Origin of the sequence: Pseudonocardia sp. UM4_GMWB1 (genome assembly GCF_017312155.1) — a bacterium.
GTDB lineage: Bacteria > Actinomycetota > Actinomycetes > Mycobacteriales > Pseudonocardiaceae > Pseudonocardia > Pseudonocardia alni.
Genome location: NZ_QJPN01000001.1, coordinates 5,778,287 through 5,804,836, shown reverse-complemented (window position 1 = coordinate 5,804,836; position 26,550 = coordinate 5,778,287). Strand labels below are relative to the sequence as shown.

The following is a 26,550-nucleotide window of genomic DNA, read 5'->3' as shown; positions in this document are numbered from 1 at the left end:
CTCACCGGACCGGCCCGGTCGGGACCGCCAGCACCCCGCGCAGGGGTCGCAGCCCACCGACGCCGGCCGGGGTGAGCGGCCGGTCGAGCCGGCCGGACGTCGTCAGCGCGGTGACGATCCGGCCGATCGCGTCGGCGTAGCGGCGGACCGCGGCCGAGGGCCCGGGCCGGGTGAGCACCCCGGCCGCATCCGACCACGGGTCGGCCGAGCGGGCCCAGCCCGGCACCGCGGGCAGCGCGACGACGGCCGCCCAGCCGGGACCTGCGGCGTCGGCGTCGATGCCGTCGGGGTCGGCGGTGCCGGGGTGCAGGACGAGGACCGGCGCGCCCGGCCCGGGGGCCGGGGCGACGAGGGCGGCGGCGGCCAGCCCGGCCACGGTGTCCCGGGTGACGACGACGTCGGGCAGGAGGTCCGGCCCGCACACCCGCCCCAGGTCACGGCCGTGCAGGGCCCGGGCGACGGTCGTCGTCCCGACCCCGCCGGCCAGACCCCCGACGACCGGGACCCGCCCGCTCACCGCGCACCGCCCCGGGCGAGGTCGACCGGCGACGGTCGCCGGGGCGGCTCGGCCTCGGGCCCCGCGTCGACGACGAGCCCGTCGCCGGTGAGGACCACGCCCACCTCCAGCCGGACCCATCGCGCGGCCAGCCCGCGCCAGCCGCGCGCGGCCGGGGCCGGGGCACCGGCGGGTGCCCCGATCGGGTCGTCGGGTCCGGGTTCCGGCGCGGCCGTCCCGCGGGCGTCGACGCGGCGGTAGGGCACGACCCGCACCCGGACGTCGACGACGGCGCGGTCGCCGTCGGTGCTGACGCGGCCCGGCAGCACGAGGTCGGCCCGCTGGCGTCCGGTCCCGGTCCAGCCGAGCAGCCCGTCGGCCGCGGTCGTGGGCAGGTAGGCGGAGAGGACGCGGCCGCGGCGGGCGACGTCGTCCTCGTCCCAGGACAGCAGGTCCGCGGCGAAGGCCCCGGCCAGTGCGGACGCCTCGGCGGGGTCGACGATCGGCGAGGGGGTCCCGACCGGCGCTCCGGACGAGCGGGCGGCCGGACCGTGATCGGACAGAGCCGGGCCGGACGGCGCCTGTGTGGTGGGCGCCGATCCGGAGGACGCCGGGCCGGAGGGCACAGCGGGTGTCGCCCGTCCGGACGGCGCTGCGGAGCCGGACGGGTCCGGGTCAGCGGGTGCCGGACCGGACGCAGCGGCCGCGGTGTCGGACACGGACGGCGGCACACCGGTATCCGCGCCGCCGTGGGTGCCGTCGGCCCGCGTCGTCGCGGCAGGCGCCCACGCCGCCCAGGCCGCGGCGACCTCGTCGGAGACGGGGGCGGTGGCGGTGGCGGGGGCCGGGTCGGCGGCAGGGGGCGGCCCGGCCGGCGGCACCGGCGGGAAGCCGAAGGGATCGGTGACCGGCTCCGGCTCCGCGACCGGTTCCTGTGGCGGCCGCCGCGGCGTCCAGACCGCCGGCCGCGCCGCCGCGGTCGCGGGGCCCTCCGCCACCGGAGCCGCGGGCGTCCCACGGGACGACGGAGCCGGGGCGGCCTCCCGGGCCCGGGGCGCGGCGGGCCGCGGAGCCGGGTCGGGCGCCGGGTCGTCGAGCCAGGGGTCGGGGCCGCCGTCGAGGGGGCGCTCGTCGCGGGCGGTGCGGCCGAACAGCCGGAACGGGGACATCGTCGTCGCCCGGGTCATCGACGCCGGTCTGGGTGGTGCTGGATGGACATGTCCCTCCGTCCCGTACGCGCACCCGGGGCGGGTGTGCGGAGAGGAACGGTAGGAACGTGCGGGCGGTGAGCGGGCCCGGTCGCGGAGAATGCTTCGCGATGGCGAAGCCGATCAGCCGGGGATCTCCCAGGTGTGGACGGGCTGGTTGGCGGTCGAGTGCGCCAGGTAGCGCTCGAGCATGCCGCGCAGCGCGCTCATCCGGTCCGCGCCCCGCGCCTCCAGCGCGGCGACGGTGTCGATCTGCCACGACGACCCGGTCTGACGCGTGACGCAGCGCCGCTCCAGCACCGTCAGGTACCGGTCGCAGACCGCGCCGGAGACGCCCCAGCGGGCGAGACCCTCGTGGGCCAGGGGGAGCAGCTTGCGCAGGGCGAGCTCGTCGGGGAGCACCCAGCCGGTGCCGGGCCAGTACAGGGGAGCGTGCATGCCGTGCTTGGCCGCCGTCTGGAAGTTCTCCCGCGCCGCCTCGAACGACACCGACCGCCACAGCTGCTGGTCGGCCTCGACCAGGGTGCGCAGCAGGCCGTAGAAGAACAGCGCGTTGGCGACCATGTCGACGGTCGTCGGCCCCGCGGGGAGCACCCGGTTCTCGAGTCGGACGTGCGGGGTGTCGCCGGTACTGTCGTAGATCGGCCGGTTCCAGCGCCAGATCGTGCCGTTGTGCAGGGTCAGCTCGGGCAGGTCCGGGAAGCCCTTGTCGCGCATCTGCGTCGCCGGGTCCACATCGGACGTCAGCGGCATCAGCGCGGGGAAGTAGCGGGCGTTCTCGGAGAACAGGTCCAGTACCGAGTCGATCCAGCGCTCACCGAACCAGACCCGCGGACGTACCCCCTGGTTGTGGAACTCGGGGGTCCGGACGTCGCAGGACTGCTCGAACAGCGGGATCCGGGTCTCCGACCACAGCTGTGACCCGAGCAGGAACGGCGAGTTCGACCCGAGCCCCAGCTGGACACCGGCCAGGCACTGCGCGGCGTTCCAGTAGCGCCCGAAGTTGGCGGGGGACACCTGCAGGTGCAGCTGCATCGACGTGCAGGCCGCCTCGGGAATGATCGTGTCGAAGTCGGCGTTGACCCGCTCCTCCGGCGAGCAGCCGGCGATGTCGATCCGGATCGGCTCGCCCCGGGCGTTGAGCATCTGGTCGTTGAGCGCCTCGTAGCGGTCCTCGGGGGAGATCGCCTCGGCGGTCATGTGCCCCGGGTCGAGCGTCGGCAGGATCCCGATCATGACGAGCTGGGTGCGCAGGTCACCGGCCTTCGCCCCGGCGCCCGCGAGCAGGTCGAGCAGCTCGTGCTCCAGCTGGCGCCACTGGTCGCCGGGCAGCGGCCGGGGCGGCAGGTTCAGCTCGAGGTTCCAGCGGCCGAGCTCGGTCTGCCACTCGCCCGAGTTGATCGTGTCCAGCACGTCGCTCCCGTTGAGCGACGGCGCCAGCTCCGGATCCACCAGGTTGAACTCGATCTCGACGCCGGTCATCGGCTCCGTGTCGGAGAACGGGTAGCTGCTGAGCAGGTCACCGAGAGTGTCCAGACAGCGCTGCACCTTGATCCGGTACCGCTGGCGGTCGCGCCGGCTGAACGTCGTCCGGTCGACCACCTGACCCATGCGCGAACCGACCTCCATCGAACGGGGAGCGCCTTCTCACTCACACGGCGGAGGACCGTTGTCGGAGGAGGCGGCATTACACCGTGTCATATCGCCGGACCGGGCGGTACCGGCTGACCGGGCGACCAGGCGCGGCGAACGGTCCGTGACGTGGGACGATCGGGCGTCGTGGCCATACTCACCACGGTCGAGCACTCCGACGACCCCCGAATCGACGACTACCGCGACCTCACGACCGCCGATCGGCGCCCCGATCGGCCCGGTGGGCGTGGGCTGGTGATCGCGGAGGGTGTCGTCGTCGTACGCCGGCTGCTCGACTCGCCGTATCCGGTGCGCTCCCTGCTGGGGGTCCCGCGTCGCCTCGACGAGCTCTCCGACGATCTCGCCGGCGTCGACGTCCCGGCCTACGCGACCGACGCCGACACCATGGCCCGGGCGGTCGGGTTCCACCTGAACCGGGGGGTGCTCGCCGTCGCCGACCGGGCTCCCGCGCCGTCCCTCGACGACGTCCTGGCCCGCGCCCGCACGCTGGCCGTCTGCGAGGGGGTGGGGGACCACGAGAACCTGGGGTCGTTGTTCCGCAACGCCGCCGCCCTCGGCGTCGACGCGATCCTGCTCGGCCCCGGCTGCTCGGACCCGCTGTACCGGCGCAGCGTCCGCGTCTCGATGGGGCACGTGCTGAGGGTCCCGTTCACGACCCTCGACGGCGCGTGGCCCGCCTCGGTGGACCGGCTGCGGGAGGCGGGGTTCACCGTCGCCGCCCTCACTCCCTCCGCCGACGCCGAGCCCCTCGCCTCGGCGGGCCTGTGCGGCCGGAAGGTCGCCCTGCTGCTGGGTGCGGAGGGTCCCGGTCTCACCGACGAGGCACTGGCCGCCGCCGACCGCCGGGTCCGGATCCCGATGGCGAGCGGCGTGGACTCGCTCAACGTCGCAACGGCCGCCGCCGTCGCCTTCCACGCCGTCACCGGCGGGGGCTGACCGCGGGCGGTGCGGTCCCACACCGGATCCGTGCTCCCACACGGGACCGGATCCGGTGCGGGAGGACGGAACCCCTGCGGGAACGTGTCAGCGCTGGCCGCGGACGCCGAGCAGGACCTCGTCCCACGACGGCATGACCGGCTTGCCCTTCTTCGTCCGCCGCGATCCCGCGGTGGACGGGCGACGCGGCGCCGCGCTCTCGGTGTCCTGTGCCGGAGCGGGGTCCGTCTCCTGGCCCGAGCCGTCCGACGACGACGTGCCCGGTGCCCCGCTGGTGGCCGCGGCAGCCCCGGTGGGTGCGTCGGCCCCCTCGCCGGGGGCGTCGCCCGACGCGGTCGGGGAGGCCTCGCCGTGGTCGGCGGAGGTGCTCGTGGAGCCCGCGGTGGTGCCCGCGGACGCCGCGGCGGTCGGCGCCGGGGTGGTCGACGCGGCGGTCCCGCCGTCCTGTACCGGGGCCGCCGTGGTCGAGCCCGGGGTCGTCGGGGTCGTGGTGGTCGGTGCGGCGGCGTCCGGCGCGGAGGCGGCCGTGGCTGCGTCCGACGAGGTCGTCGCCGACGACGCGGCCGGGCTCGTCGCGTCGCCCGTGGACCCGGACCCGGAGTCGGTGGCGGACGTCTCCGCACCGGACGCGGTCGTGACGCCCGCGTCCGTGGCGGCCGGGGCCGGGACGGCCGAGGCCCCTGCGTCCGTGCCGGCCCCGTGGGGGGCGGTGGAGCCGGTGCCTGCCGGCACCGGGGTGGCCGGGTCCGCCGCGGTGTCCGAGGCCGTCGACTCCCGGCCGGTCGGGCCCGCACCGACCGGTGCCGCGGCGGCCGGGGCCGAGCCCTTCGAGGAGGCGCCGTTCGAAGAGGCACCGTTCGGCGAGGTGTCGGTCGAGGCGGAGCCGCTCGGGGCTGCGCCGGTCGTACCCGTGCCGACCGCCGCGGCCGTGTCGGCGCCGGGAGCGTCCGCAGTGGCGGTCGAGGCAACCGTGCCGTCGGTGTGCGTGGAGTCGGCCTGCGTGGAGTCGGCCTGCGTGGAGTCGGCCTGCGTGGAGTCGGCCTGCGTGGAGTCGGCCGCAGCGGACGATCCGGCGTCCTCGACCTGCTCGGCGCGCTGGGGGACCACGGGCGCCGCGGCGGCCGGGGCCCGGGTGTCGTCCGGGCGGGCGCCCACGGTGCGACCGGGCGTCTCGACGCGGGTCCGGGACGGCGGGCTCGCCCGACGCTGCTCGGGCGCGATCCCGCGCCCGGCCCAGGCCTCGGGCTGCTGCCCACCGGCGGCCGCGACGGCGCGCGCCGGAGCGGCGGGCGTCGGGGCCTGGGGGGTGTGGTCCTCGTCGCGGGCCATGTCGACCACCGCGCCGAGCGGACGCAGCGGGCGTGCGGGCAGGCCCTCGACGAGGTCGGAGGCGTGCTCGTCCAGTGCGACGACGGTGCCGCCGTGCGCGCCGGGCTGGAACGCCCAGTGCGCGGCGTTGTCCGAGCGGCCGGTCTGCCACGTCAGGACGACGACCCACTTGCCGTCCTCGCCCTTCCAGGAGTCCCAGCCGGCTCCGCCGTAGTCCTGTCCGCGCAGGCCGAAGGTGTGCGCGACGGTCTCACCGAGCGTGCGCGAGTCGGGTCCGTCGGTGCGCTGCGGGTGGGCACCCTGGGCCAGCTCGGCGGTCCGCGACCGTTCGAGCAGGACGGGATAGGCGAAGCGTTCGATCTTCTGGGTCGGGACGCCGGCCGCGGCTGCGACCTCGTCGACCGACGCGCCACCCCGGATTCGGGCCTGGATCTCCCGTGGGCGCAACTGGCTCTCCAACTCGATCGCGATCTGGCCGAGCCGGGTCACGTCACCCCGTGCCGCGGCCCGCAGCTGCTCGTCGGCCGGCACCGTGTAGCGCTCGCGACGCCCCGGGTCCTCGAGGACGACCGAGCCGTCCCCGGTCACCCCCACGACCCGCAACGCGCGCATCGACCTGACCTCCTGCTGTCGTCCCCGTCCGGGTGACGGTAGAGGGCGAGAGGTCCGTGCCGGGTGAGGCGCGCCGGGCGAGTTCTGCCTGGTCGACAACACCTACTCGCCCGGGGGACCGCCGAGCCGTTCTCACTCACCGTGCGCAGCGTCGCACAGGTCGTGACTCACGAGGTAATTGGGGCGATTGATACGCGTGTGACTACAACGAGTTGCTATCGATCACGCAACGACGCCGCGCCGCGACGCAACCCGGCAGGCGCGGTGCCGTGGCCACCCCCGATGCGGAACGGGACGGCCGGGACGTATCTCCCCCGGCGCGGTGTCAGGACGGGGAACGGCGCCGGGGCCGTCGTGGAGGGTGGACGCGAGGTACCTGCGGGCGCGCTCCCGTCGCGGTGACCGCCCGCCCGGTCATCCGCAGTCCGCGCGGTGATCCGCGGCCCGCGCGCGTCCGGACGCGCGCGAACGACGGAACTGCGCGCGCCATGTGGATCACCGACCGATGCGCACGTCGGCGCCCGCTGCCCGCCGCCCGTTGCCCCTGCCGACGCGGACATTCGTCACCGGCGCGGGTGGTCCCCCGCCCGCTCGGACCGTGGCCGGCTCGGACAACGGCTCGACGGCGGCGCTGGGCCGGATCATCCGGGTGGCGAGGGTGGCCGGTCCGACCGCGGACGTCAGGAGCACGAGTACGTGGAGAAGACCCTCGGCCGCCACGAACGACGCGGCGGCCCGGGCCGAGCAGGCGAGAGCGATGCCGCGGACCATGGCGAAGAGCACGGTGATCCGCTCGAGGCCGGATTCGCGTCACCGGGCGCGACGGCGAGGAGCGGGAGAGCGGCCGCGGGCGGCCGGGGCGTGTCCGTCAGCAGCACCCTGGTGACGGCGGTCAGGACGGTCGGGGTGCCGACGAACACGACCGCCACGGCGAGGGCCACCGCCGGGTGGGCCGACCGCAGCCGGTCGACCCACCTCGGTGGACGGTCCTCGTTCACCCGGGAGGGGATGCCCTCCCGGGACATGGTCAGGAACCCAGCCGCTCCACGACCCAGTCGACGCACGCGGTCAGCGCCGAGACGTCCGACGGCTCCACGGCCGGGAACATCCCGATCCGCAGCTGGTTGCGGCCCAGCTTCCGGTACGGCTCGGTGTCCACGATCCCGTTCGCGCGCAGCGCCTTCGCCACCGCGGTCGCGTCGACGGCGTCGTCGAAGTCGATCGTGCCGACCACCAGGCTGCGGTGCGCCGGGTCGGTGACGAACGGCGACGCGAAGCTGCTCTTGTCGGCCCAGGTGTAGAGCCGGTCGGAGGAGTCGCGGGTCCGTGCGACGCAACCGTCGAGCCCGCCCAGCGCGTTCATCCAGCGGACCTGGTCCTCGAGCAGGAACAGGGTCGCCAGCGACGGCGTGTTGTAGGTCTGGTCCTTACCGGAGTTGTCGACGGCGGTGGCCAGCGACAGGAACGGCGGGATCCAGCGGTCCGACGCGGCCAGCTCGGCGACCCGCTCCAGGGCCTTCGGGCTCATGATCGCGAGGAACAGGCCGCCGTCGGAGGCGAAGCCCTTCTGCGGGGCGAAGTAGTAGACGTCGGACTGGGTGATGTCGACCGGCAGCCCGCCGGCGCCCGAGGTGGCGTCGATCAGTACGAGCTGGTCGTCGGTGGTGCCCGCGGGCCGGTTGACGGGCACCGCGACGCCGGTCGAGGTCTCGTTGTGCGCCCACGCGATGACGTCGACCGACGGGTCGCTCACCGGCTCCGGCGCGCTGCCCGGGTCGGCCTTGACGATCACCGGGTCGGCCAGGAACGGCGCGCCGGTGGTGGTGTCGGCGAACTTCTGGGAGAACTCGCCGTAGGTCAGGTGCAGCGAGCGCTGACGGACCAGGCCGAACGCGGCTGCGTCCCAGAAAGCGGTGGAGCCGCCGTTGCCGAGGACGACCTCGTAGCCGTCCGGCAATGAGAACAGCTCGGCCAGCCCGGACCGCACCCGTCCGACGAGCTCCTTCACCGGCTTCTGCCGGTGCGAGGTGCCCATCAGGGAGTCACCGGTCGCGGCGAGGGCGGACAGCTGCTCGGGGCGCACCTTGGACGGACCGCATCCGAAGCGGCCGTCCTGCGGAAGGAGATCGCCGGGGATCTTCAGATCGGCAGGGGAGGTCACTCCACCAGTGTCGCAGCCGGACCGGCGTGACGTGCGACGAGTGCTGCGCGCCACCCGCCGGCGTCACCGGGTGACGGCGGGGGCGCGGTGCGAGCGCCGGTAGGCGAGCGGGGCCATCCCGATGTCGGCGTGCAGCCGCTGGCGCAGCGCGGCGGTGGTGCCGAAGCCGGAGCGGGCCGCGACCTGCTCGACGGGGAGGTCGGTGGTCTCCAGCAGGCGCCGCACGAGGTCGAGGCGGCGCGCGGACAGCCAGCGCCCCGGGCTGGTGCCGGTCTCGGCGCGGAAGCGGCGGGTGAAGGTCCGCACGCTCATGGACGCCCGTTCCGCCAGCTCCTCGACCGCGAGCGGCCGGTCGAGGTGCTGCAATGCCCACTCGCGCACGGCGCGGGTGTCGGGGCCGCCGCCGGGGTCGGGGACGTGGGACTCCACGAACTGCGCCTGCCCGCCCTCCCGCCACGGCGCGACGACGTTGCGCCGGGCCGTCGCCGCGGCGGTCCCGGCACCGTGGTCGCGGCGCACCAGGTGCAGGCAGAGGTCGATGCCCGCGGCGACGCCCGCCGAGGTGAGGACGTCGCCGTCGTCGACGAACAGCACGTCGGGGTCGAGCTCGACGTGCGGGTACAGCGCGCGGAAGTCGTCCACGTGCGCCCAGTGGGTGGTGGCGCGGCGGCCGTCGAGCACCCCGGCGGCGGCGAGGGTGAACGCGCCGGTGCAGATCGCGACCACCCGCGCGCCGCGGTCCACGGCCCGGCGCACCAGGCCGAGGACGGCCGCGCCCGGGGCGCCGGTGTTCGGGCCGCGCACGGCCGGCACGACCAGGGTGTCCGCGCGCTCCAGCACCTCGATCCCGTGCTCGGGCAGCACCCGGTACCCGGCACTGGTGCGGACCGGGCCGCCGTCGACGGTGGCGACCCGCACGTCGTAGAGGGGGGTGCCGTCCGCCGTGGTCGTGGTTCCGAGGATCCGCTCGGGGATGCTCAGCTCGAAGGCGATCACCCCGTCGACGGCGAGCACTCCGACCCGGTGCATGGCCGAATTCTTACACATGTCGTCCGAACGGCCACTGTTGCGCGTCGCAGCGCCACCGCACGATGGAGCCATGACGACAGCGCCCGCGACGGCGGACACGCAGCGGCGCCGGGTGCACCCGGCCTGGTGGGCGGCCGGGGCGACGTTCCTCGCCCTGCTCGGCGCGGCCGGGTTCCGCTCCACGCCGGGCGTGCTGGTGGAGCCGCTGCACGCCGAGTTCGGTTGGGGCATCGGGTCCATCTCCTTCGCACTCGCGGTGAACCTCGCCCTGTTCGGGGTGACCGCGCCGTTCGCGGCGGCGCTGATGGAGCGCTTCGGCGTGCGCCGCGTGGTCGCGACCGCGCTGGTCATGGTGGCGGTCGGCGCGGGCACGACCGTGTTCATGACGGCGGTCTGGCAGCTGGTGCTCCTGTGGGGCGTCGTCGTCGGGCTGGGTACCGGGTCGATGGCGATGGCGCTGGTCGCGACCGTCGTGAACCGCTGGTTCGTCGCCCGCCGCGGCCTCGTCTCCGGCGTTCTCACCGCCGCCACCGCTACCGGGCAGCTGGTGTTCCTGCCGCTCGTCGCGGCCGTCGTCGAGTCGGGCGGGTGGCGGCCCGCGGCGCTGATCACCGCGGGCGCGGCGCTGGCCGTGGTGCCGGTCGTGCTGCTGTTCCTGAAGGACCGCCCCGCCGACGCCGGGGTCCTGCCCTACGGCGGCACCGAGGCCGACGTCGTCCCGCCGCAGCGCACGGGTGCCGCGCGGCTGGCGCTGCGGGCCCTGGCCGACGCCTCGCGCACCGGTACGTTCTGGCTGCTCGTCGGCGGGTTCTTCATCTGCGGCGCGACGACGGCCGGGCTGGTCCAGTCCCACTTCGTCCCGGCCGCGCACGACCACGGCATGCCCGCGACGACGGCTGCCTCCCTGCTCGCCCTGGTCGGCATCTTCGACCTGCTCGGGACGATCTTCTCCGGCTGGCTGACCGACCGGGTCGACCCGCGGCTCCTGCTGGGCGCCTACTACGCGCTGCGTGGGCTGTCGCTGTTCCTGCTCCCACCGCTGTTCGGGACCGACCTGAACGCGAGCATGCTCGCGTTCGTCGTGTTCTACGGCCTGGACTGGGTCGCGACCGTCCCACCGACGATGGCGCTGGCCCGCGAGGCGTTCGGCGCCCGCTCGGCGGTGGTGTTCGGCTGGATCTTCGCCTCGCACCAGATCGGGGCGGCGTTCGCCGCCCTCGTCGCGGGGCTGGTCCGCGACGCGCTGGGCAGCTACGACGCGGCCTGGTACGGCGGCGCCGTCCTCTGTGTCGTCGCGGCCGGGCTGTCGCTGGCGATCCGGCGCCGGCGGGTCCCCGCGCCGCTGCCCGCCGGGCCGCTCCCAGGGGAACCCTCGTAGCGCTCTACGCCACGAGAGTTCCCCTGGGGGCACACCGAGGGCGCGGTCAGCGGGCGACGACCGAGTCCCAGCCCTCGACCTCCTGCGGACGGCGCGGGCCCGGGCCGATGTACTGCGCGCTCGGACGCACGAGCTTGCCCTCGCGCTTCTGCTCCATCACGTGCGCCGACCAGCCCGCGGTCCGGGCCGAGGTGAACATCGCGGGCATCATGTGCGGCGGGACCTCGGCGAAGTCGAGGATCACCGCCGCCCAGAACTCGACGTTCGTCTCGATCGGACGGTCCGGGCGCCGCTCGCGCAGGATCGCCAGCGCCGTGCGCTCCAGCTCGGCGGCCACCTCGTAGCGCGGGGCGTTCAGCTCCTGGCAGGTGCGGCGCAGCACGCGGGCCCGCGGGTCCTCGGCCCGGTAGACCCGGTGCCCGAAGCCCATGAGCTTCTCCTTGCGGTCCAGCAGGCCCTTGACCAGCGCCTCGGCGTCGCCCGTGCGCTCCACCTCGTCGATCATCGGGAGCACCCGGGCCGGGGCGCCGCCGTGCAGCGGGCCGGACATGGCGCCGATCGCGCCGGACAGCGACGCGGCGGCGTCGGCGCCGGTGGAGGCGATCACCCGGGCGGTGAAGGTCGAGGCGTTCATGCCGTGCTCGGCGGCGGACACCCAGTAGGCGTCGACGGCGGCGACGTGGCGCGGGTCGGGCTCGCCGCGCCAGCGGGTCATGAAGCGCTCGGTGATGGTGGAGCACTCGTCGATGCGCGACTGCGGCACCGCGGGCACACCGATGCCGCGGGCGGACTGGGCGACGTAGGACAGCGCCATCACCGAGGCGCGGGCCAGGTTGTCGCGGGCCTCGGTGTCGTCGATGTCGAGCAGCGGGCGGTAGCCCCAGTACGGGGCGAGCATGGCCAGCGCCGCCTGCACGTCGACCCGGACGTCGCCGGTGTGCACCGGGATCGGGAACGGCTCGGCGGGCGGCAGGCTCTGCCCGAACCGGCCGTCGACCAGCAGGGCCCAGACGTCGCCGAAGGTCACGGTGCCGGCGAGGTCCTCGAGGTCGACGCCGCGGTAGCGCAGCGAGCCGCCGTCCTTGTCGGGTTCGGCGATCTCGGTGCGGAACGCGACGTGGCCCTCCAGCCCGGACGTGAAGCCGGGCGGCGGCGGGGGCACCTCGTGCGCGGTCGTCTCGGTCACCGGGTCTCCTTCGGCTCGGATCGTCGCCGTCACCCTGCTCCGAACGGGTCAGCAGGGCAACGCGACCGACCGGTGGCGTCGATCACGAACCGGGCTCCCGTCCGCGAACACCGGTCGCGACCACTCCGATCGGCGGGTGCACACGCGGCTCCGGCGCGCTTACCGTGCGAGACGCACGCACCTGGCCGGAAGGGGAACCGATGACCGACGCGCCCGCGCTCGAGAGGATGCGGACGGACTACTCGAGCCGCCCGCTCGACGTCGACGACCTGGCCCCGACCTGGCACGAACAGCTCACCGCGTGGCTGGAGCAGGCCCGTGAAGCCGGGCTGACCGAGCCGAACGCGATGGTGCTGGCGACCTCGGACCCGGACGGGCTGCCGTCGTCGCGCACCGTCCTGTGCAAGGGCCTCGACGCCGGCGGGATCGTCTTCTACACGAACTACACCTCGGCCAAGAGCCACGACCTGAACCGCACGCGCGTCGCCTCGGTGACCTTCCCCTGGTACGACCTGGCGCGGCAGGTGCAGCTCTCCGGCCGGGTGGAGCGCTGCTCGGACGCCCAGTCCGACGCCTACTGGGCGCTGCGCCCGCGCGGCTCGCAGCTGGGTGCCTGGGCGTCGGCGCAGTCGACGATCGTCGCCGGGCGCACCGTCCTCGACCAGGCGCTCGCCGGGGTCACCCGCCGCTTCGACGGCGTCGAGGAGATCCCGCGGCCCCCGCACTGGGGCGGCTGGCGGATCGTGCCGTGGCAGGTCGAGTTCTGGCAGGGCCGCGCCGACCGCATGCACGACCGGCTGCGTTTCGAGGCCGGCCGCGACGACGCCTGGTCGGTCCGCAGGCTCGCCCCCTAGGAGGGAACCCGGAGGTGCACCGTCGGGGGGCCCGTGTACACCTTGACGTCGTGAGCAGTCGCAACGATCCGGGGGACGGGCCGACCGAGCCCGTGCCCGGCGCGGAACGGGACTCCCCGACCCGGCCGGTCCCGTCCGCAACGGGCGACGGCCCGACCACCCGGACCCGCGCCGGTCGGGTCACCGGCCTGCTGCGGTCGACCTTCGCCGACACCACCCCGCTGCGCACGCCCGCGTACCGGCGGCTGTGGACCGCCGGGATCGTCACGGTGATCGGCGCCCAGCTGTCGGTCGTCGCCGTGCCGATCCAGGTCTTCCAGCTGACCGGGTCGTCGGCCTACGTGGGCCTGACCGGCCTGTTCGGGCTGGTCCCGCTCGTGGTGTTCGGGCTCTGGGGCGGCGCGATCGCCGACGCCGTCGACCGCCGGGTCATGCTGCTGTTCACGGGCTCCGGCATCGCGCTGAGCTCGCTGGCGCTGTGGGTGGTCTCGGCCAGCGGCGCCGGGAACGTGTGGGTCGTGCTGGTGCTGTTCGCGTTCCAGTCGGCGATGCTCGCGATGAACCAGCCCACCCGCAGCGCGGTCATCCCGCGGCTGCTGCCCGCCGAGCAGCTGCCCGCGGCGAACGCGCTGAACATGACCGTCGTGCAGGTCGGCGCGGTGCTCGGGCCGCTGCTGGCCGGGGTGCTGATCCCGTTCATCGGGTTGTCGACGCTCTACCTGATCGATGCGATCTTCCTGCTGGCGACGCTGTGGGCGACCTGGCGGCTGCCCGCGCTGCCCAGCTCCGCGCAACGGGTCGACGGCGCCCGCCCGAAGGTGGGGCTGCGCTCGGTCGTCGACGGCTTCCGCTACGTCGGGACGCAGCGCATCCTGCTCGTCTCGTTCCTGGTCGACGTGATCGCGATGGGCCTGGGCATGCCCCGGGTGCTGTTCCCGCAGATGGCGGTGGACACCTTCGGCGGGTCGGCCGACGGCGGCATCCAGCAGGGCCTGCTGTACGCCGCGATCCCGATCGGGATGGTCGCCGGCGGCGTGCTCTCGGGCTGGCTGCAGAAGGTGCAGCGCCAGGGCGTCGCGGTCGTCGTCGCGGTGTGCGTGTGGGGCGGCGGCGTGCTCGTGTTCGGGCTCACCGGCTCGCTGTTCCTCGCGGTGCTCGCGCTCGCCGTCGCCGGTGCCGGGGACCTGGTCAGCTCGGTCTACCGGTCGTCGATGCTGCAGACCGTCGCCACCGACGAGATGCGCGGCCGGATGCAGGGCGTGTTCATCGTCGTCGTCGCGGGCGGGCCCCGGCTCGCCGACATGTGGCACGGGTCGGTGGCCTCGCTCGTCGGGCCCGGCCCCACCGCGACGCTCGGCGGCCTCGCCGTGATCGTGGGCGTGCTGCTGTGCGTGTGGCGCTTCCCGGAGTTCCTCCGATATCGGGCACCCCGCGACGGAGGGTGAGAATCGTCGCCGCGTTCTGCGTAATCGCCCCGGCGGGCTAGCGTGTGCCCGAGACCCGATTGATCCCCGCTGTGAGAGGGAACCTCCACATGTCCGACGAGACCGCCGCCAAGTCCGACACCGCCGTACTCCGGTACTCGGGCGGCGAGTTCGAGACCGCGGTGCACACCCCGACGGAGGGGTCGCAGGCCGTCGACGTCAGCAAGCTGCTCGGCAAGACCGGCCTGGTCACCTTCGACCCGGGCTTCACCAGCACCGCTGCCTGCTCGTCCGCGATCACCTACATCGACGGTGACGCCGGCATCCTCCGCTACCGCGGCTACCCGATCGACCAGCTGGCCGGGAACTCCACGTTCCTCGAGGTCAGCTACCTGCTGATCTACGGTGAGCTGCCGAGCCAGCAGCAGCTCGACGCCTTCACCAACCGGATCAGCCGGCACACCCTGCTGCACGAGGACCTCAAGCGCTTCTTCGAGGGCTTCCCGCGGGACGCGCACCCGATGCCGGTGCTGTCGTCGGCGGTCAGCGCGCTGTCGACCTTCTACCAGGACTCGCTGGACCCGCACGACGAGGAGGCCGTCGAGCTCTCCACCGTGCGGCTCATGGCGAAGGTCTTCACGATCGCCGCCTACGCGTACAAGAAGTCCGTCGGGCAGCCGTTCCTGTACCCGGACAACTCCCTCGGCCTCGTCGAGAACTTCCTGCGGATGACCTTCGGGTTCCCTGCCGAGCCCTACGAGCTGGACCCGGACATGGTCCGCGCTCTCGACACGCTGCTGATCCTGCACGCCGACCACGAGCAGAACTGCTCCACGTCGACGGTGCGGCTGGTCGGCTCCAGCCAGGCGAACCTGTTCGCCTCCATCTCCGCCGGCGTCAACGCGCTGTTCGGCCCGCTGCACGGCGGCGCCAACCAGGCGGTCCTGGAGATGCTGACCCGCATCAAGGACGTCGAGGGCGGCAACGTCGACGACTTCGTGAACCGGGTCAAGAACAAGGAGCAGGGCGCGAAGCTGATGGGCTTCGGGCACCGGGTCTACAAGAACTACGACCCGCGCGCGAAGATCGTCAAGGAGCAGGCGGAGACGATCCTGAAGAAGCTCGGCGTCAACGACCCGCTGCTCGACATCGCCATGACGCTCGAGGAGAAGGCGCTGGCCGACGACTACTTCGTCGAGCGCAAGCTCTACCCGAACGTCGACTTCTACACCGGCGTCATCTACCGGGCGATGGGCTTCCCGGTGAAGATGTTCACCGTGCTCTTCGCGCTCGGCCGGCTCCCGGGCTGGATCGCGCACTGGCGCGAGATGATGAACGACCCGCAGAACAAGATCGGGCGTCCGCGCCAGCTCTACACCGGTTCCGCGGAGCGCCTCTACGTCCCGGTCGGCCAGCGCTGACCGCGTAGCCCCACCGCCTCACCTCCCGAGCGGGCCGGTCCCACGACCGGCCCGCTCGCTCGTTCCGGGGAGCCGCCGCCCCGCCTCGCGCACCGCCGTCCCGGCGCTCCCAGGGGAACCCTCGTAGCGCTCTACGCCACGAGAGTTCCCCTGGGGGCACAGCGGAGGGGTGCGACGGCTCGGCGGGCGGCGCGGCGGCGGCGCCGCTAGCGTCGACCGGCATGGCGCCCAGCACTGCCGTCGTCTGGTTCCGGCGCGACCTCCGGGTCGCCGACCAGCCCACGTTCCTCGCCGCGGCCGACGCCGCCGACCGTGCGCTCGCGCTGTTCGTGCTGGACCCGGCCCTGCTGAAGCCCTCGGGTGCCGCGCGGGCGAACTTCCTCTACGGCTGCCTGCGCGAGCTCGACGACGCCCTCGGCGGGAAGCTGCTCGTGGTGAGGGGCGACCCGGCCGACGTCGTCCCGCGGGTCGCGCGGGCCGTCGGCGCGCAGACCGTGCACGTCGCCGCGGACTACGGCCCCTACGGCCGCGAACGTGACGAGAACGTCGAGAAGGCGTTGTCCGACGGCGGCGTCGAGCTCGTCCGCACCGGTTCGCCGTACGCCGTCGCGCCGGGCCGGGTGGAGAAGGGCGGCGGCGGGCCGTTCAAGGTGTTCACCCCGTTCAGCCGCGCGTGGGCCGACCACGGCTGGCGCCCCCCGGCGGGCACCGACGCGTCGACGTGCACCTGGATGGACCCCTCGGACAAGGACGGCGGTCCGCGCGCGGTGAAGGTCCCCGGCGACGAGCCGGTCGAGGCCGAGCTGCCCGAGCCGGGGGAGTCCGCCGGGCTGGCGCGCTGGCGCGACTTCCTCGACGAGGGCGTCCTGGACTACGAGTCCGACCGCGACCTGCCGGCGAAGAAGGGCACCTCGGGGATGTCGCCGTACCTCAAGTACGGCTGCGTGCACCCGCGCACGCTGCTCGCCGACCTCGCGCAGCACCGGGGCGACTCGGTCAAGGCCTACCGCACCGAGATCGCCTGGCGCGAGTTCTACGCCGACGTGCTCCACCGGCGCCCGGACTCGGCGCGCGAGAACTACGACAAGGGTTTCGACCATCTGCCGCTGCGCACCGGGAAGGCGGCCGACGCCGACTTCGAGCGCTGGTGCGAGGGCCGCACCGGCTACCCGATCGTCGACGCCGGGATGCGCCAGCTGCGCGGCGAGGCGTGGATGCACAACCGGGTGCGGATGATCGTCGCGTCGTTCCTGGTCAAGGACCTGCACATCCCGTGGTGGCGCGGCGCGCGGCACTTCATGGCGCTGCTCGTCGACGGCGACCTGGCCTCCAACCAGCACGGCTGGCAGTGGACGGCCGGGTCGGGGACGGACGCCTCGCCGTACTTCCGCATCTTCAACCCGATCACCCAGGGCGAACGGTTCGACCCCGACGGCGACTACGTGCGCCGCTGGGTGCCCGAGCTCGCCGACGTCGAGGGCAAGGCCGTGCACCAGCCGTGGAAGCTGAAGGGCGGCATCCCGGAGGGGTATCCGGAGCCGATGGTCGACCACAAGGCCGAGCGGCAGGACGCGCTCGCCCGCTACGACCAGGTCAAGGCCGCCCGGTCCTGAGGGCGTCCCGCCAGCGGACCCGGGCCCCGGTGCGCAGCACCGAGTTGCGGTAGACGCGGGCCGACAGCACCACCATCCCGGCCAGCGCGAGCAGCGCGAGCGCGTAGGCGAGCACCGGCTCCCACCAGTCGGTGACGCCCAGCGCGGTCCGGGCCGGCATCAGTGTCTGCGACAGGTACGGCACGAACGACAGGACCGTGGTGACGGGGTTGCGCGGGTCCACGGGCAGCACGGCGACGGCGAGCAGGAACGGCACGAGCAGCACGACGGCGATCGGCGCGGTCACCGACTGGAGTTCCTCCTGGCGGGACACGAGCGCCCCCGCCGCCGCGTAGAGCGTCGCGAACAGGAAGAACCCGACCAGGTACCAGGCCAGCGCCGACACCAGCGTCGGCAGCAGCAGCGCCGGGACGGCCAGCGCGCCCGTGCCCACCGCGACGGCCGCGCCCACCGCGCCGAGGATCAGCAGCTGCAGCAGCCCGACCAGACCGAGGCCGAGCACCTTCCCGGCGAGCAGCTGCCGGGCCGGGATCGTCGCGAGCAGCAGCTCCACCACGCGTCCGGACTTCTCCTCGACCACCCCCTGCGCGACCGCCGCGCCGTAGGCGGTGACCGAGAAGAACAGCAGGAACGTCACGACGAACGCGGTCCCCACCCGCTGGCCCAGCTCGGTGTCGACCGGTTCGAGGGTGCGCACGCCCACCCCGGACAGCGTGCTGACCCGCTCCGGGTCGGCGCCGGCGGCGAGCAGCGACTCGCGCACGGCCTGCTGCTCGACGACGTCGGCGACCAGCGACCGCAGCCCCGGCGCGACGTCGTCGAGGCCCACGAGCTGGTAGGTCCCCGGTGCCCCGGTGAGCATCGCGTCGGCCTCGCCGGTGCGGACCATCGACTCGGCGGTGGCCCGGTTCCCGGCCTCGGTCAGCCGCAGCGCGGTGCCCAGCCGGTCCGCGGTGCCCTGCAGCTCGCCGCGCAGCTCGCGGGCCGGCCCGTCGAGCACCAGCGACGACGACGAGTTCTGCGACCCGGCGAACACGATCACCGCGCCGTAGCCGCCGAACACCAGCAGCATCAGCAGGATCCCGACGACGAACGTCCGCGACCGCAGCTGGGTGGTGATCTCCCGCCGCGCGACGAGCAGCACCGTCCTCATCGGGCACCGTCGGTCGACGGGACGGCGCGGTCGCGCACGGCGTCGCGGTACAGCTCGGTCAGCGGCGGCCGGTACGGACCGAACGCGTGTACCGGTCCGGCGGCGAGCGCCGCGGCGAGCAGCGCCTGGTCGTCGGTGCCCGGCGCCAGCTCGACGCGGGTGCGGTCGCCCTCGGTGCCGACGACCCGTACCCCGGCGACGGTGTCGGCCCAGCCGGGCGGCGGGCCCGTCACGTCGTAACGGTCGGCGGCCCCGGCCCGCAGTCCGTCGACCGTCCCGACCGCGGCCATCCGGCCCGCCGAGATGATCCCGACCCGGTCGCACAGCCGCTCCACCAGCTCCAGCTGGTGGGAGGAGAAGACAACGGGCACCCCGGCCGCGGCGCGCTCGCGCAGCACCGCCCCCAGGGTGTCGACGGCCGCCGGGTCCAGCCCGGAGAACGGTTCGTCGAGGACCAGCAGGTCGGGGTCGTGCACCAGCGCGGCGCACAGCTGCACCCGCTGCTGGTTCCCCAGCGACAGCTTCTGCACCTCGTCGCCGCGGCGGTCGGCGAGCCCGACCCGGTCGGTCCAGGTCTCGGTGGCGGCGAGCGCGGCCGACCGGGACAGCCCGTGCAGCCGGGCCAGGTAGACGAGCTGCTCGGCGACCCGCATCCGTGGGTACAGACCGCGTTCCTCGGGCAGGTAGCCGATCCGGCGCCGGTCCGCGGGACCGAGCGGGCCGCCCTTCCAGGTGACCGCACCGGCGTCGGCGTCGAGGACGCCGAGCACGATCCGCATCGTCGTCGTCTTGCCCGCGCCGTTCCCGCCGACGAAGCCGAACACCTCGCCCGGGGCGACGGTGAAGCTCACCCCGTCCAGCGCGACGGCGGGGCCGAACCGCTTGGCCAGGCCGTCGATCGCCAGCACGGTCGCGACGCTACACGGGGCCGTCGCGAAGGGCCGGGGATCGATCTCCACCCGTGGGTGGCAGCCCCCCTTTTCGCTCTGTAAGCTCCGCACACCGCAAAGACGCTCACCATGTCGATCGCGTAACGAAATGCGGCTCCGCTTGCGGTCCGGCATTTCGACAGTGGGGGGATTATCGAATGTCATCGACTCCGGCAGACGCTGGTCAGCAGGGTGATCAGGACGACGTGGAGCCCTCCGTCCTGCGGAGGGCGGTCGCCGCGTCGGCGATCGGAAACGCCACGGAATGGTTCGACTACGGCATCTACGCCTACCTGACGGTCGAACTGACGAACGCGTTCTTCCCGGGTGAGCTGGGATATCTCGGGACCCTGCTCGGGTTCGCGATCTCGTTCGTCCTGCGGCCGCTCGGCGGCTTCGTGTGGGGTCCGCTCGGTGACCGCATCGGCAGGCAGAAGGTCCTGTCGATGACGATCATCCTGATGGGTGTCGCGACGTTCCTGATCGGCGTCATCCCGTCGTACGAGACGATCGGCTGGGCCGCCCCGGCACTCCTGTTCCTGCTGCGGATCATCCAGGGCTTCTCCACCGGCGGTGAGTACGGCGGCGCCGCCACGTTCATGGCGGAGTACGCGCCGGACCGCAAGCGCGGCTTCTGGGGCAGCTTCCTGGAGTTCGGCACCCTGGCCGGCTTCACGCTCGCGGTGCTGGTCGTCTTCGGCCTGGAGACCGCGATCGGCGAGCAGGCCATGCTCGACTACGGCTGGCGCATCCCGTTCATGATCGCCCTGCCGCTGGCCATGATCGGTCTCTACATCCGGACCAAGCTCGAGGACACCCCGGTGTTCCGGGACCTGGAGGCCGCCGGCGAGTCCGAGTCCGCCGCGACCGGAGCGCTCAAGGACCTCCTCGTACGCTACTGGCAGCCGATCCTGGCGCTGTTCGGACTGGTCATCGCGCTGAACGTCATCAACTACACCCTGCTGACCTACATGCCGACCTACCTGCAGACGACGCTGTCGATGGACTCGGCGAGTGCCGACACCGTCGCCGTGATCGGCCAGGTCGTGATGATGCTGCTGATCCCGTTCGCCGGTGCGCTGTCGGACCGCATCGGCCGCAAACCGTGCTGGTGGATCTCACTGGTCGGCATCTTCGTGCTGGCGATCCCGATGTACATGCTGATGGCGCAGAGCCTGCCGCTGGCGATCCTCGGGTTCACCGTGCTCGGCCTGATCTACCTGCTGCAGCTCGGGACGATCTCCGCGACGTTCCCGGCGATGTTCCCGACCCACGTCCGGTTCGCCGGCATGGCGATCTCCTACAACGTGGCGACGGCGGCGTTCGGCGGCACCGCGCCGCTGATCAACGAGGCGGCCATCGAAGGCACGGGCGACGTCCTGTTCCCGGCCTACTACATGATGGGCGCCTGCGTGGTCGGCATGATCGCGCTCTACTTCGTCATCGAGACGAAGGGTGTGTCGATCGCCGGCCGGGACGTCCCGGGGCTCGCCGAGCACCGCGCACGCCAGGCCGCGAAGACCGGCTCCTGACGCGTACCGCCCGACCGGGCCCGTCCCCACCGGGGACGGGCCCGGTCCGCGTTCAGCGCCCCGCCCACCCCCGGGCCAGCGGCACGTGCCCGACCCGCGCCGCCGCCCACACCCAGGCCCAGCAGACGGTGCCGTCCTCGACGACCACCCGGATACGGGCGTACTCCGGCCCCTCGTAGGCGTCCAGGATCGCCAGCGCGGACACCGGGTCGGCCAGCTCGACGACCCAGCCGGGCACGCCGTCGCCGGTGTCGAGGGTGAGGGCCGGGTAGTCGTGCCCGGTGTCGGCGATCCCGCCGACCGGCAGCACCGCCGGCTGCGGCAGCGTCGCCGAGGCGTGCGCGCGCAGCAGCCCGAACGCGCGCTGACCCGGCATCAGCGAGCCGTAGACGAACACCCGGGACGGCCAGTGTTCCGGCACGGGCACCCCCTCGGCGGTGTCGGCGTCGAGCCCGTCCGGGCCGGGCGTCCCGGCCTGCGCGGCGGCCCCGGCCTGGTCGAGGGCGGTGCAGGTCACCGCGGCGCCGTCGAGCACGAGCGGCCGGCGGTCGGTGCGGTCGTCCCCGGTCGGGGTCTGCGGTGCGACGTAGGCCCACGGCCGGTCCAGCACCCCGACGCCGTCGAGGAGGGTCACGCGCCCGGTCGCGACCCGGGCGAGCCGGTAGCGGGGCGGGTCGGCGTCGCGGCCCTCGACGGTGTCGAGCGCGGCGAACTGCTCCGGTGCGGCCAGCCACACGGTGTGCTCCTCCACCGCACCGTCGAGGGCGGCCAGGGTGGCCGGACGCTGGTCGTCGACGACGCGGCGACCGGCCGCCCACACCGCCGCCAGGCCCGTGGTGCGCACCCGCAGCACGACCACCGGCCCGCCCAGCCCGCGCGCGTCGCGCATCCAGGTGATCTTCGACGGGCAGGCGTTCGAGCCGTAGGCCAGCAGCGGCACCCGCCCGGCCAGCCGCGGTGCGCCCAGGCCGGTGAGCACGTCGTCGAGGCAGCGGCCGCCGGCCCGCCATCCCGAGGGCGCCGACGGGTCGGCCGTCAGCGGGTGGGTGCGGCCGTCGGTGTGCAGGAACGAGCACGGCGGCCGGGCGCCCGGGTAGGGGTCGGCGGGGAACGCCGAGTCCGGCCACGGTGCAGGGATGTCCGTTCCCGTCATGGGCACGGACCGTAGATCAACGACCGGGGCTCAGCGGTGCGCGCCCGGGTAGCGCCGTCGCAGCAGCGCCGCCGCCAGGGCGAACAGCGCCAGGACCGACAGCACGGACACCACGACGAGCACCGCCGTCGAGGTGCCGGCGGGCAGCAGCGTGAGGGGCCAGAGCACGGCGACCAGCACGATCAGCGCGGCGACGGCGCCGCGCAGCGGGGCCGGGACGCCGTCGGGGATCAGGAACAACCGTCGGAGCAGGGCCATGGTCCGACGGTAGGGGCCGTCCGGGGGCGTCGCAGTCCGTACGGGCCGTCACCCCTCGTGTCGGCGCCTGCCCTGCGTCGCGGCCCGGCGCAGCAGCGCCGCGGTCAGCAGCATCAGTCCCAGCACCGCGAGCGCGGACATGACCACCCGCAGCCACAGCGGCGCCGGGTCCGGCAGCAGCATCGCGATGACGAACACCCCGGCCATCGAGCTGCTCAGCAGGATCATCACCAGCAGCGGGGGCGGCGTGCCCTCCGGGAAGGAGAACGCGCGGACGATCCGGCTGCGGCGACCCACGCCGCGCAGGCTACCGGGACATCCCCGCCCCCTCCGGCGTCGCGATGCCGTAGCCGCGGATCTTGCGGTAGATCGTGGCCCGGCTCATCCCGAGCCGGCGCGCGGCCTCGGCCTTGTTGCCGTCGGCGTCGAGCAGGGCGTCGACGATGGCGTCGCACTCGATCGACTCCAGCGGGGTCAGCACCCGCCGGGCCAGCACCCGCGTCTCCGGCGGCAGGTCCTCCAGCCGGATCACCCCGGTCCGGCGACGGCTCACGACCTTGCGCAGCACCTGGTAGAGCTGCTCGACGTTGCCCGGCCACCGGTGCCGCATGAGCACCCGCAAGGCCTCCGGCGCACAGGTCAGGTCGGCGCCGCGCGTCAGCCGGGCGAGCAGGTACGGCACCAGCTCGGCGACGTCCTCCACGTGGTGGCGCAGCGGCGGGACCTCGATGGTGCGCGGGAAGCAGTCCAGCAGCGACGCGAGCTCGGGTGAGTCGGTCGTCCGGGAGCTGCCGCGGGTCGCGATGACCCAGGCCCGCTCCGGGTCGGTCGACTCGCGGTGCGGCTCGAGCACGTCGGCGAGCGCCGCCGCGGCGGCCGGGGGGAGCCGGTCGACCTCGCGCAGCACCAACGTCCCGCCGCCGCCGTCGAGCTCGTCGGACACCTCGGAGAGCCAGCGCGGGCCCACGTCGCCGGCGTCGAGCACACGCACGTGCCCGGCGGGGGAGTGGAGGTGGTGGGTGGCGCGGGCCAGCGTGGTCCGGCCGGAGCCGTGCTCGCCCTGCAGCACCAGCCACTCGTTGGTGCGGAAGTGCCGGTCCACCGCCTGGGCGCACTTGGTCCACAGCGCTCCCGAGCCGACGGCGGTCGGCAGCGCGGTGGTGATCGTCGGGGTCGCGGAGCCGCGGCCGACGGTCTCGCGGTGGGTCAGGCTCACCTGCAGGATGCCGCCCGCCGAGCCCGCCTCGTTCCAGCTCGGCCGGCACTGCACGCGCGCGGTCGCCCCGCTCGGCAGGTCGACGACGAGCTGGCGGTTGCGTCCGGCCCGCAGCGCGTCGGTCGCCCCGGCGAGCAGCGGGACCTGGTCACCGGGTGCGATGAGCTCGCGGGCGCGGTCGTTCATCATCACGAGGTCGTCGCCGACGGCGAGCACCGCGGAGTCGCCCCCGCGCTGGACCGCGGTCAGGTAGTCGTGCAGCAGCGTCAGCTCGTGCCGCCCGGACGCGGCGAGCAGCGCCTCCTCGATGCGGCGGGCCGTCGTCGCGGCGGTGGCGACCATCAGCGCGTTGGCCTCGCTCCGCCAGCAGGTCAGGTCGACGACGCCGAGGATCTTGCCGGTCACCGGGTGCCGGATCGGGGCGCCGGCACAGGCCAGGTCCTCCAGGTGCTCGACGAAGTGCTCGTGCCCGAACACCTCGGTCGGGCGCCTGCCCTCCAGTGCGGTGCCGATGCCGTTGGTGCCGACGTGCTGCTCGGCGTAGGAGAAACCGGGGACGAGCCACACCCGGTCCAGGTGCTGACGCAGCGCGGAGTCACCGGTCCGGCGGTCGAGGACGACACCGTCGCCGTCGCAGAGGATGAGGCTGACCGGCTCGGTGGCGAACTGGTCGCACAGCTCGGAGACGATCGGCGTGGCCGCCCGCACCAGCGGGCTGTCGGTCTCGCGGCCGATCTCGGGCAGGTCGATGGAGTCGGGCGCGACGTCGCTGTCCCGCGACCGGATCCAGGACGCCAGGATCGGCGGGCGGACCGAGTCCTCACGCATCTGCTCGCGGTGCAGGAACGCGTCGCGGGCCGCCGCGATGCGTTCGGCCGCGGCGCTGGTGCTGGTCCTGGTGGCGGGTGTGGGCGCCGAGCCGGTGACGGGGGAGTCATGTCCGTCCCCGGGGTGTCGCGGGCGCGGCGTCGGCCGGCCCGCCCGGGTGGCGCCCTGCGCGCCGTCGGGCAGGGGTCTCACACACGGCCTCCTCGCCTGTGTCGAGCTCGGGACACGACCACCGAGGACCCGCGTGCAACAGCGGTGACCTGCCCGGATCCCGTGGTCACGGCGACGGTACGCGCCGTGAGAGCAAGATCACCACAGGTAGCGGGGCGGAAGAGTCTCATATTGAGACCTCGAATGCCTGCTGGACCATGTGTGATTCGCAGCACGGAAGGCAGACGGCACCGGCGCCGCGGGATCCACCCACGTCACCGGGTCGTCCGAGCTCCGTGCACGACCACGACATCGGGCTACCCGCGCTCGCCCGCTGATCCGACCACTAACCCACCACCGTGAGGAGACGACGTGAGTCGGCAGAGTTTGGCGAAGGCTCACCAGAAGATCCAGGAGCTGTCCTGGGAGCCGCAGTACCACGAGCCGTACATGAAGTACGGAACCGACTACACCTTCAAGAAGGCGGCCAAGAAGGACCCGCTCAAGCAGGTCCTGCGCTCGTACTTCCCGATGGAGGAGGAGAAGGACCACCGCGTCTACGGCGCCCAGGACGGTGCCATCCGCGGCAACATGTTCCGGCAGGTGCAGGAGCGCTGGCTGGAGTGGCAGAAGCTCTTCCTGTCGATCATCCCGTTGCCGGAGATCTCCGCGGCGCGCTCGATGCCGATGCTGTTCCACGTGGTGCCGAACCCGGAGCTGCACAACGGCCAGGCGATCCAGATGATCGACGAGGTTCGGCACTCGACGATCCAGCAGAACCTGAAGCGCCTGTACATGAACAACTACATCGACCCGGCGGGGTTCAACAACTCGCTGCGGAACTTCCAGTCGGACTACGCCGGCACGATCGGCCGTCAGTTCGCCGAGGGGTTCATCACCGGTGACGCCATCACCGCCGCGTCGATCTACCTGACCATCGTCGCGGAGACCGCGTTCACGAACACCCTGTTCGTGGCGATGCCGGCGGAGGCCGCCGCCAACGGCGACTACCTGCTGCCGACGGTGTTCCACTCGGTGCAGTCCGACGAGTCGCGGCACATCTCCAACGGCTACGCCACGCTCCTGATGGCGCTGTCGGACGAGGACAACCGCCAGTTGCTCGAGCGCGACCTGCGCTACGCGTGGTGGAACAACCACCGCGTCGTCGACGCCGCCATCGGTACCTTCATCGAGTACGGCACGAAGGACCGCCGCAAGGACCGCGAGTCCTACGCGGAGATGTGGCGCCGCTGGATCTACGACGACTACTACCGCAGCTACCTGCTGCCGCTCGAGAAGTACGGCCTGGTGATCCCGCACGACCTGGTCGAGGAGTCCTGGAACCAGATCTGGAACAAGGGCTACGTCCACGAGGTCGCGCAGTTCTTCGCCACCGGCTGGTGCGCCAACTACTGGCGTATCGACGGCATGACCGACACCGACTTCGAGTGGTTCGAGTACAAGTACCCGGGCTGGTACGACCGGTACGGCAAGTGGTGGGAGAACTACAACCGCCTCGCCAAGCCGAACGGTCACCACGCCATCGTGGCCGAGGACGTCGACTACGTGTACCCGCACCGCTGCTGGACCTGCATGGTCCCGTGTCTGGTGCGTGAGGACATGGTCGTCGACAAGGTGGACGGCCAGTGGCGCACGTACTGCCACGAGGTCTGCCGCTGGACCGACGCCGAGGCCTTCCGGCCCGTGTACCAGGGTCGCGAGACCCCGAACATGGGCAAGCTCGTGGGTCACCGCGAGTGGGAGACGCTCTACCACGGCTGGAACTGGGCCGACGTCGTCCAGGACATGGGCTTCGTCCGTGACGACGGCAAGACGCTGACCGCTCAGCCGCACCTCGATCTCGACCCGAAGAAGATGTGGACGCTGGACCACATGCGGCGCATGCCGCACCTGGCCAGCCCCAACGTCATCCTCAACGAGATGAGCGACGCCGAGCGCGAGGCGTTCGTGGCGGACTACAACCGCCAGGGGCCGGGAGGCCGGCCCGCGCCCACCGACGCCTGAGCGCGG

Annotated in this window: 22 protein-coding genes; 8 read left to right on the top strand and 14 right to left on the bottom strand. The window is 73.5% G+C overall.

Annotated elements, in window-relative coordinates; genetic code table 11:
- Position 1: 1 nt before the first annotated feature.
- The 3 genes from DMP15_RS27380 to DMP15_RS27370 all read right to left on the bottom strand — a co-directional run bounded on the left by DMP15_RS27380 (position 2) and on the right by DMP15_RS27370 (position 3,315).
- Positions 2–517, bottom strand: a complete 516-nt coding sequence (locus DMP15_RS27380) for a hypothetical protein (RefSeq protein WP_073577873.1) — start codon at positions 515–517, stop codon at positions 2–4.
- Positions 514–1,683: a hypothetical protein gene (locus tag DMP15_RS27375; RefSeq protein ID WP_073577872.1), complete on the bottom strand. Its 1,170-nt coding sequence runs from the start codon at positions 1,681–1,683 to the stop codon at positions 514–516. The genes DMP15_RS27380 and DMP15_RS27375 overlap by 4 nt, the downstream gene beginning before the upstream one ends.
- Before the next feature lie 144 nt (positions 1,684–1,827).
- The gene (locus tag DMP15_RS27370) at positions 1,828–3,315 is read right to left on the bottom strand and encodes a glutamate--cysteine ligase (protein WP_073577871.1); all 1,488 of its coding nucleotides are present in this window, start codon (positions 3,313–3,315) and stop codon (positions 1,828–1,830) included.
- 168 nt (positions 3,316–3,483) lie between these two features.
- On the opposite strand from DMP15_RS27370, the gene DMP15_RS27365 reads away from it, so the two are divergent.
- The gene (locus DMP15_RS27365) at positions 3,484–4,293 is read left to right on the top strand and encodes a TrmH family RNA methyltransferase (protein ID WP_073577870.1); all 810 of its coding nucleotides are present in this window, start codon (positions 3,484–3,486) and stop codon (positions 4,291–4,293) included.
- 87 nt (positions 4,294–4,380) lie between these two features.
- Here DMP15_RS27365 and sepH read toward each other — a convergent pair whose 3' ends face one another.
- The 4 genes from sepH to DMP15_RS27345 form a co-directional block, all read right to left on the bottom strand.
- The gene (gene sepH, locus DMP15_RS27360) at positions 4,381–6,234 is read right to left on the bottom strand and encodes a septation protein SepH (RefSeq protein WP_217266937.1); all 1,854 of its coding nucleotides are present in this window, start codon (positions 6,232–6,234) and stop codon (positions 4,381–4,383) included.
- A gap of 495 nt (positions 6,235–6,729) precedes the next feature.
- Entirely contained in the window at positions 6,730–7,017 is a 288-nt protein-coding gene (locus DMP15_RS27355; protein ID WP_337826651.1) for a hypothetical protein, read from the bottom strand.
- A gap of 244 nt (positions 7,018–7,261) precedes the next feature.
- On the bottom strand, positions 7,262–8,395 hold the full coding sequence (gene serC, locus DMP15_RS27350) for a phosphoserine transaminase (RefSeq protein ID WP_073577868.1): 1,134 nt from the start codon (positions 8,393–8,395) through the stop codon (positions 7,262–7,264).
- Between the two features lie 63 nt (positions 8,396–8,458).
- Positions 8,459–9,424, bottom strand: a complete 966-nt coding sequence (locus DMP15_RS27345; protein ID WP_202417378.1) for a GlxA family transcriptional regulator — start codon at positions 9,422–9,424, stop codon at positions 8,459–8,461.
- 70 nt (positions 9,425–9,494) lie between these two features.
- Here DMP15_RS27345 and DMP15_RS27340 point away from each other — a divergent pair, with 70 nt between their 5' ends.
- Positions 9,495–10,802: an MFS transporter gene (locus DMP15_RS27340; protein ID WP_073577866.1), complete on the top strand. Its 1,308-nt coding sequence runs from the start codon at positions 9,495–9,497 to the stop codon at positions 10,800–10,802.
- A 46-nt stretch (positions 10,803–10,848) separates the two neighbouring features.
- On the opposite strand, the gene DMP15_RS27335 is transcribed toward DMP15_RS27340, so the two are convergent.
- Positions 10,849–11,988: a citrate synthase 2 gene (locus DMP15_RS27335; protein ID WP_073577865.1), complete on the bottom strand. Its 1,140-nt coding sequence runs from the start codon at positions 11,986–11,988 to the stop codon at positions 10,849–10,851.
- A gap of 200 nt (positions 11,989–12,188) precedes the next feature.
- Between DMP15_RS27335 and pdxH the strand changes: the two genes are divergently transcribed.
- The 4 genes from pdxH (at position 12,189) to DMP15_RS27315 (ending at position 17,300) form a co-directional block, all read left to right on the top strand.
- Entirely contained in the window at positions 12,189–12,842 is a 654-nt protein-coding gene (gene pdxH / locus DMP15_RS27330) for a pyridoxamine 5'-phosphate oxidase (protein WP_073577864.1), read from the top strand.
- A 50-nt stretch (positions 12,843–12,892) separates the two neighbouring features.
- Positions 12,893–14,287 (top strand): MFS transporter, encoded by a 1,395-nt coding sequence (locus tag DMP15_RS27325; RefSeq protein ID WP_304580206.1) that lies wholly within the window; start codon positions 12,893–12,895, stop codon positions 14,285–14,287.
- An 89-nt stretch (positions 14,288–14,376) separates the two neighbouring features.
- Entirely contained in the window at positions 14,377–15,687 is a 1,311-nt protein-coding gene (locus DMP15_RS27320) for a citrate synthase (RefSeq protein ID WP_100879456.1), read from the top strand.
- A gap of 221 nt (positions 15,688–15,908) precedes the next feature.
- Entirely contained in the window at positions 15,909–17,300 is a 1,392-nt protein-coding gene (locus DMP15_RS27315; RefSeq protein WP_073577862.1) for a cryptochrome/photolyase family protein, read from the top strand.
- Here the strand turns inward: DMP15_RS27315 and DMP15_RS27310 are convergent.
- Both DMP15_RS27310 and DMP15_RS27305 read right to left on the bottom strand, forming a co-directional pair.
- Positions 17,281–18,453, bottom strand: coding sequence for an ABC transporter permease (locus DMP15_RS27310; RefSeq protein WP_073577861.1), 1,173 nt, complete (start codon positions 18,451–18,453; stop codon positions 17,281–17,283). The genes DMP15_RS27315 and DMP15_RS27310 overlap by 20 nt on opposite strands.
- Entirely contained in the window at positions 18,450–19,361 is a 912-nt protein-coding gene (locus tag DMP15_RS27305) for an ATP-binding cassette domain-containing protein (protein ID WP_073577932.1), read from the bottom strand. The genes DMP15_RS27310 and DMP15_RS27305 overlap by 4 nt, the downstream gene beginning before the upstream one ends.
- A 227-nt stretch (positions 19,362–19,588) precedes the next feature.
- Between DMP15_RS27305 and DMP15_RS27300 the strand changes: the two genes are divergently transcribed.
- Positions 19,589–20,914, top strand: coding sequence for an MFS transporter (locus DMP15_RS27300; protein WP_301549093.1), 1,326 nt, complete (start codon positions 19,589–19,591; stop codon positions 20,912–20,914).
- 52 nt (positions 20,915–20,966) lie between these two features.
- Here DMP15_RS27300 and DMP15_RS27295 read toward each other — a convergent pair whose 3' ends face one another.
- Genes DMP15_RS27295 through DMP15_RS27280 form a run of 4 tightly spaced genes read right to left on the bottom strand, consistent with a single transcriptional unit; the run spans position 20,967 to position 24,561 of the window.
- Positions 20,967–22,067, bottom strand: a complete 1,101-nt coding sequence (locus DMP15_RS27295) for a gamma-glutamylcyclotransferase family protein (RefSeq protein ID WP_073577859.1) — start codon at positions 22,065–22,067, stop codon at positions 20,967–20,969.
- Positions 22,068–22,097: 30 nt separating this feature from the next.
- The gene (locus DMP15_RS27290) at positions 22,098–22,325 is read right to left on the bottom strand and encodes a hypothetical protein (protein ID WP_073577858.1); all 228 of its coding nucleotides are present in this window, start codon (positions 22,323–22,325) and stop codon (positions 22,098–22,100) included.
- A 48-nt stretch (positions 22,326–22,373) separates the two neighbouring features.
- Positions 22,374–22,622, bottom strand: a complete 249-nt coding sequence (locus DMP15_RS27285; protein WP_073577857.1) for a hypothetical protein — start codon at positions 22,620–22,622, stop codon at positions 22,374–22,376.
- Between the two features lie 10 nt (positions 22,623–22,632).
- Positions 22,633–24,561, bottom strand: a complete 1,929-nt coding sequence (locus tag DMP15_RS27280; RefSeq protein WP_337826650.1) for a sigma-54-dependent Fis family transcriptional regulator — start codon at positions 24,559–24,561, stop codon at positions 22,633–22,635.
- A 345-nt stretch (positions 24,562–24,906) separates the two neighbouring features.
- Here DMP15_RS27280 and DMP15_RS27275 point away from each other — a divergent pair, with 345 nt between their 5' ends.
- Positions 24,907–26,544, top strand: coding sequence for a methane monooxygenase (locus DMP15_RS27275; protein WP_073577856.1), 1,638 nt, complete (start codon positions 24,907–24,909; stop codon positions 26,542–26,544).
- The last annotated feature ends 6 nt before the right edge of the window (positions 26,545–26,550 follow it).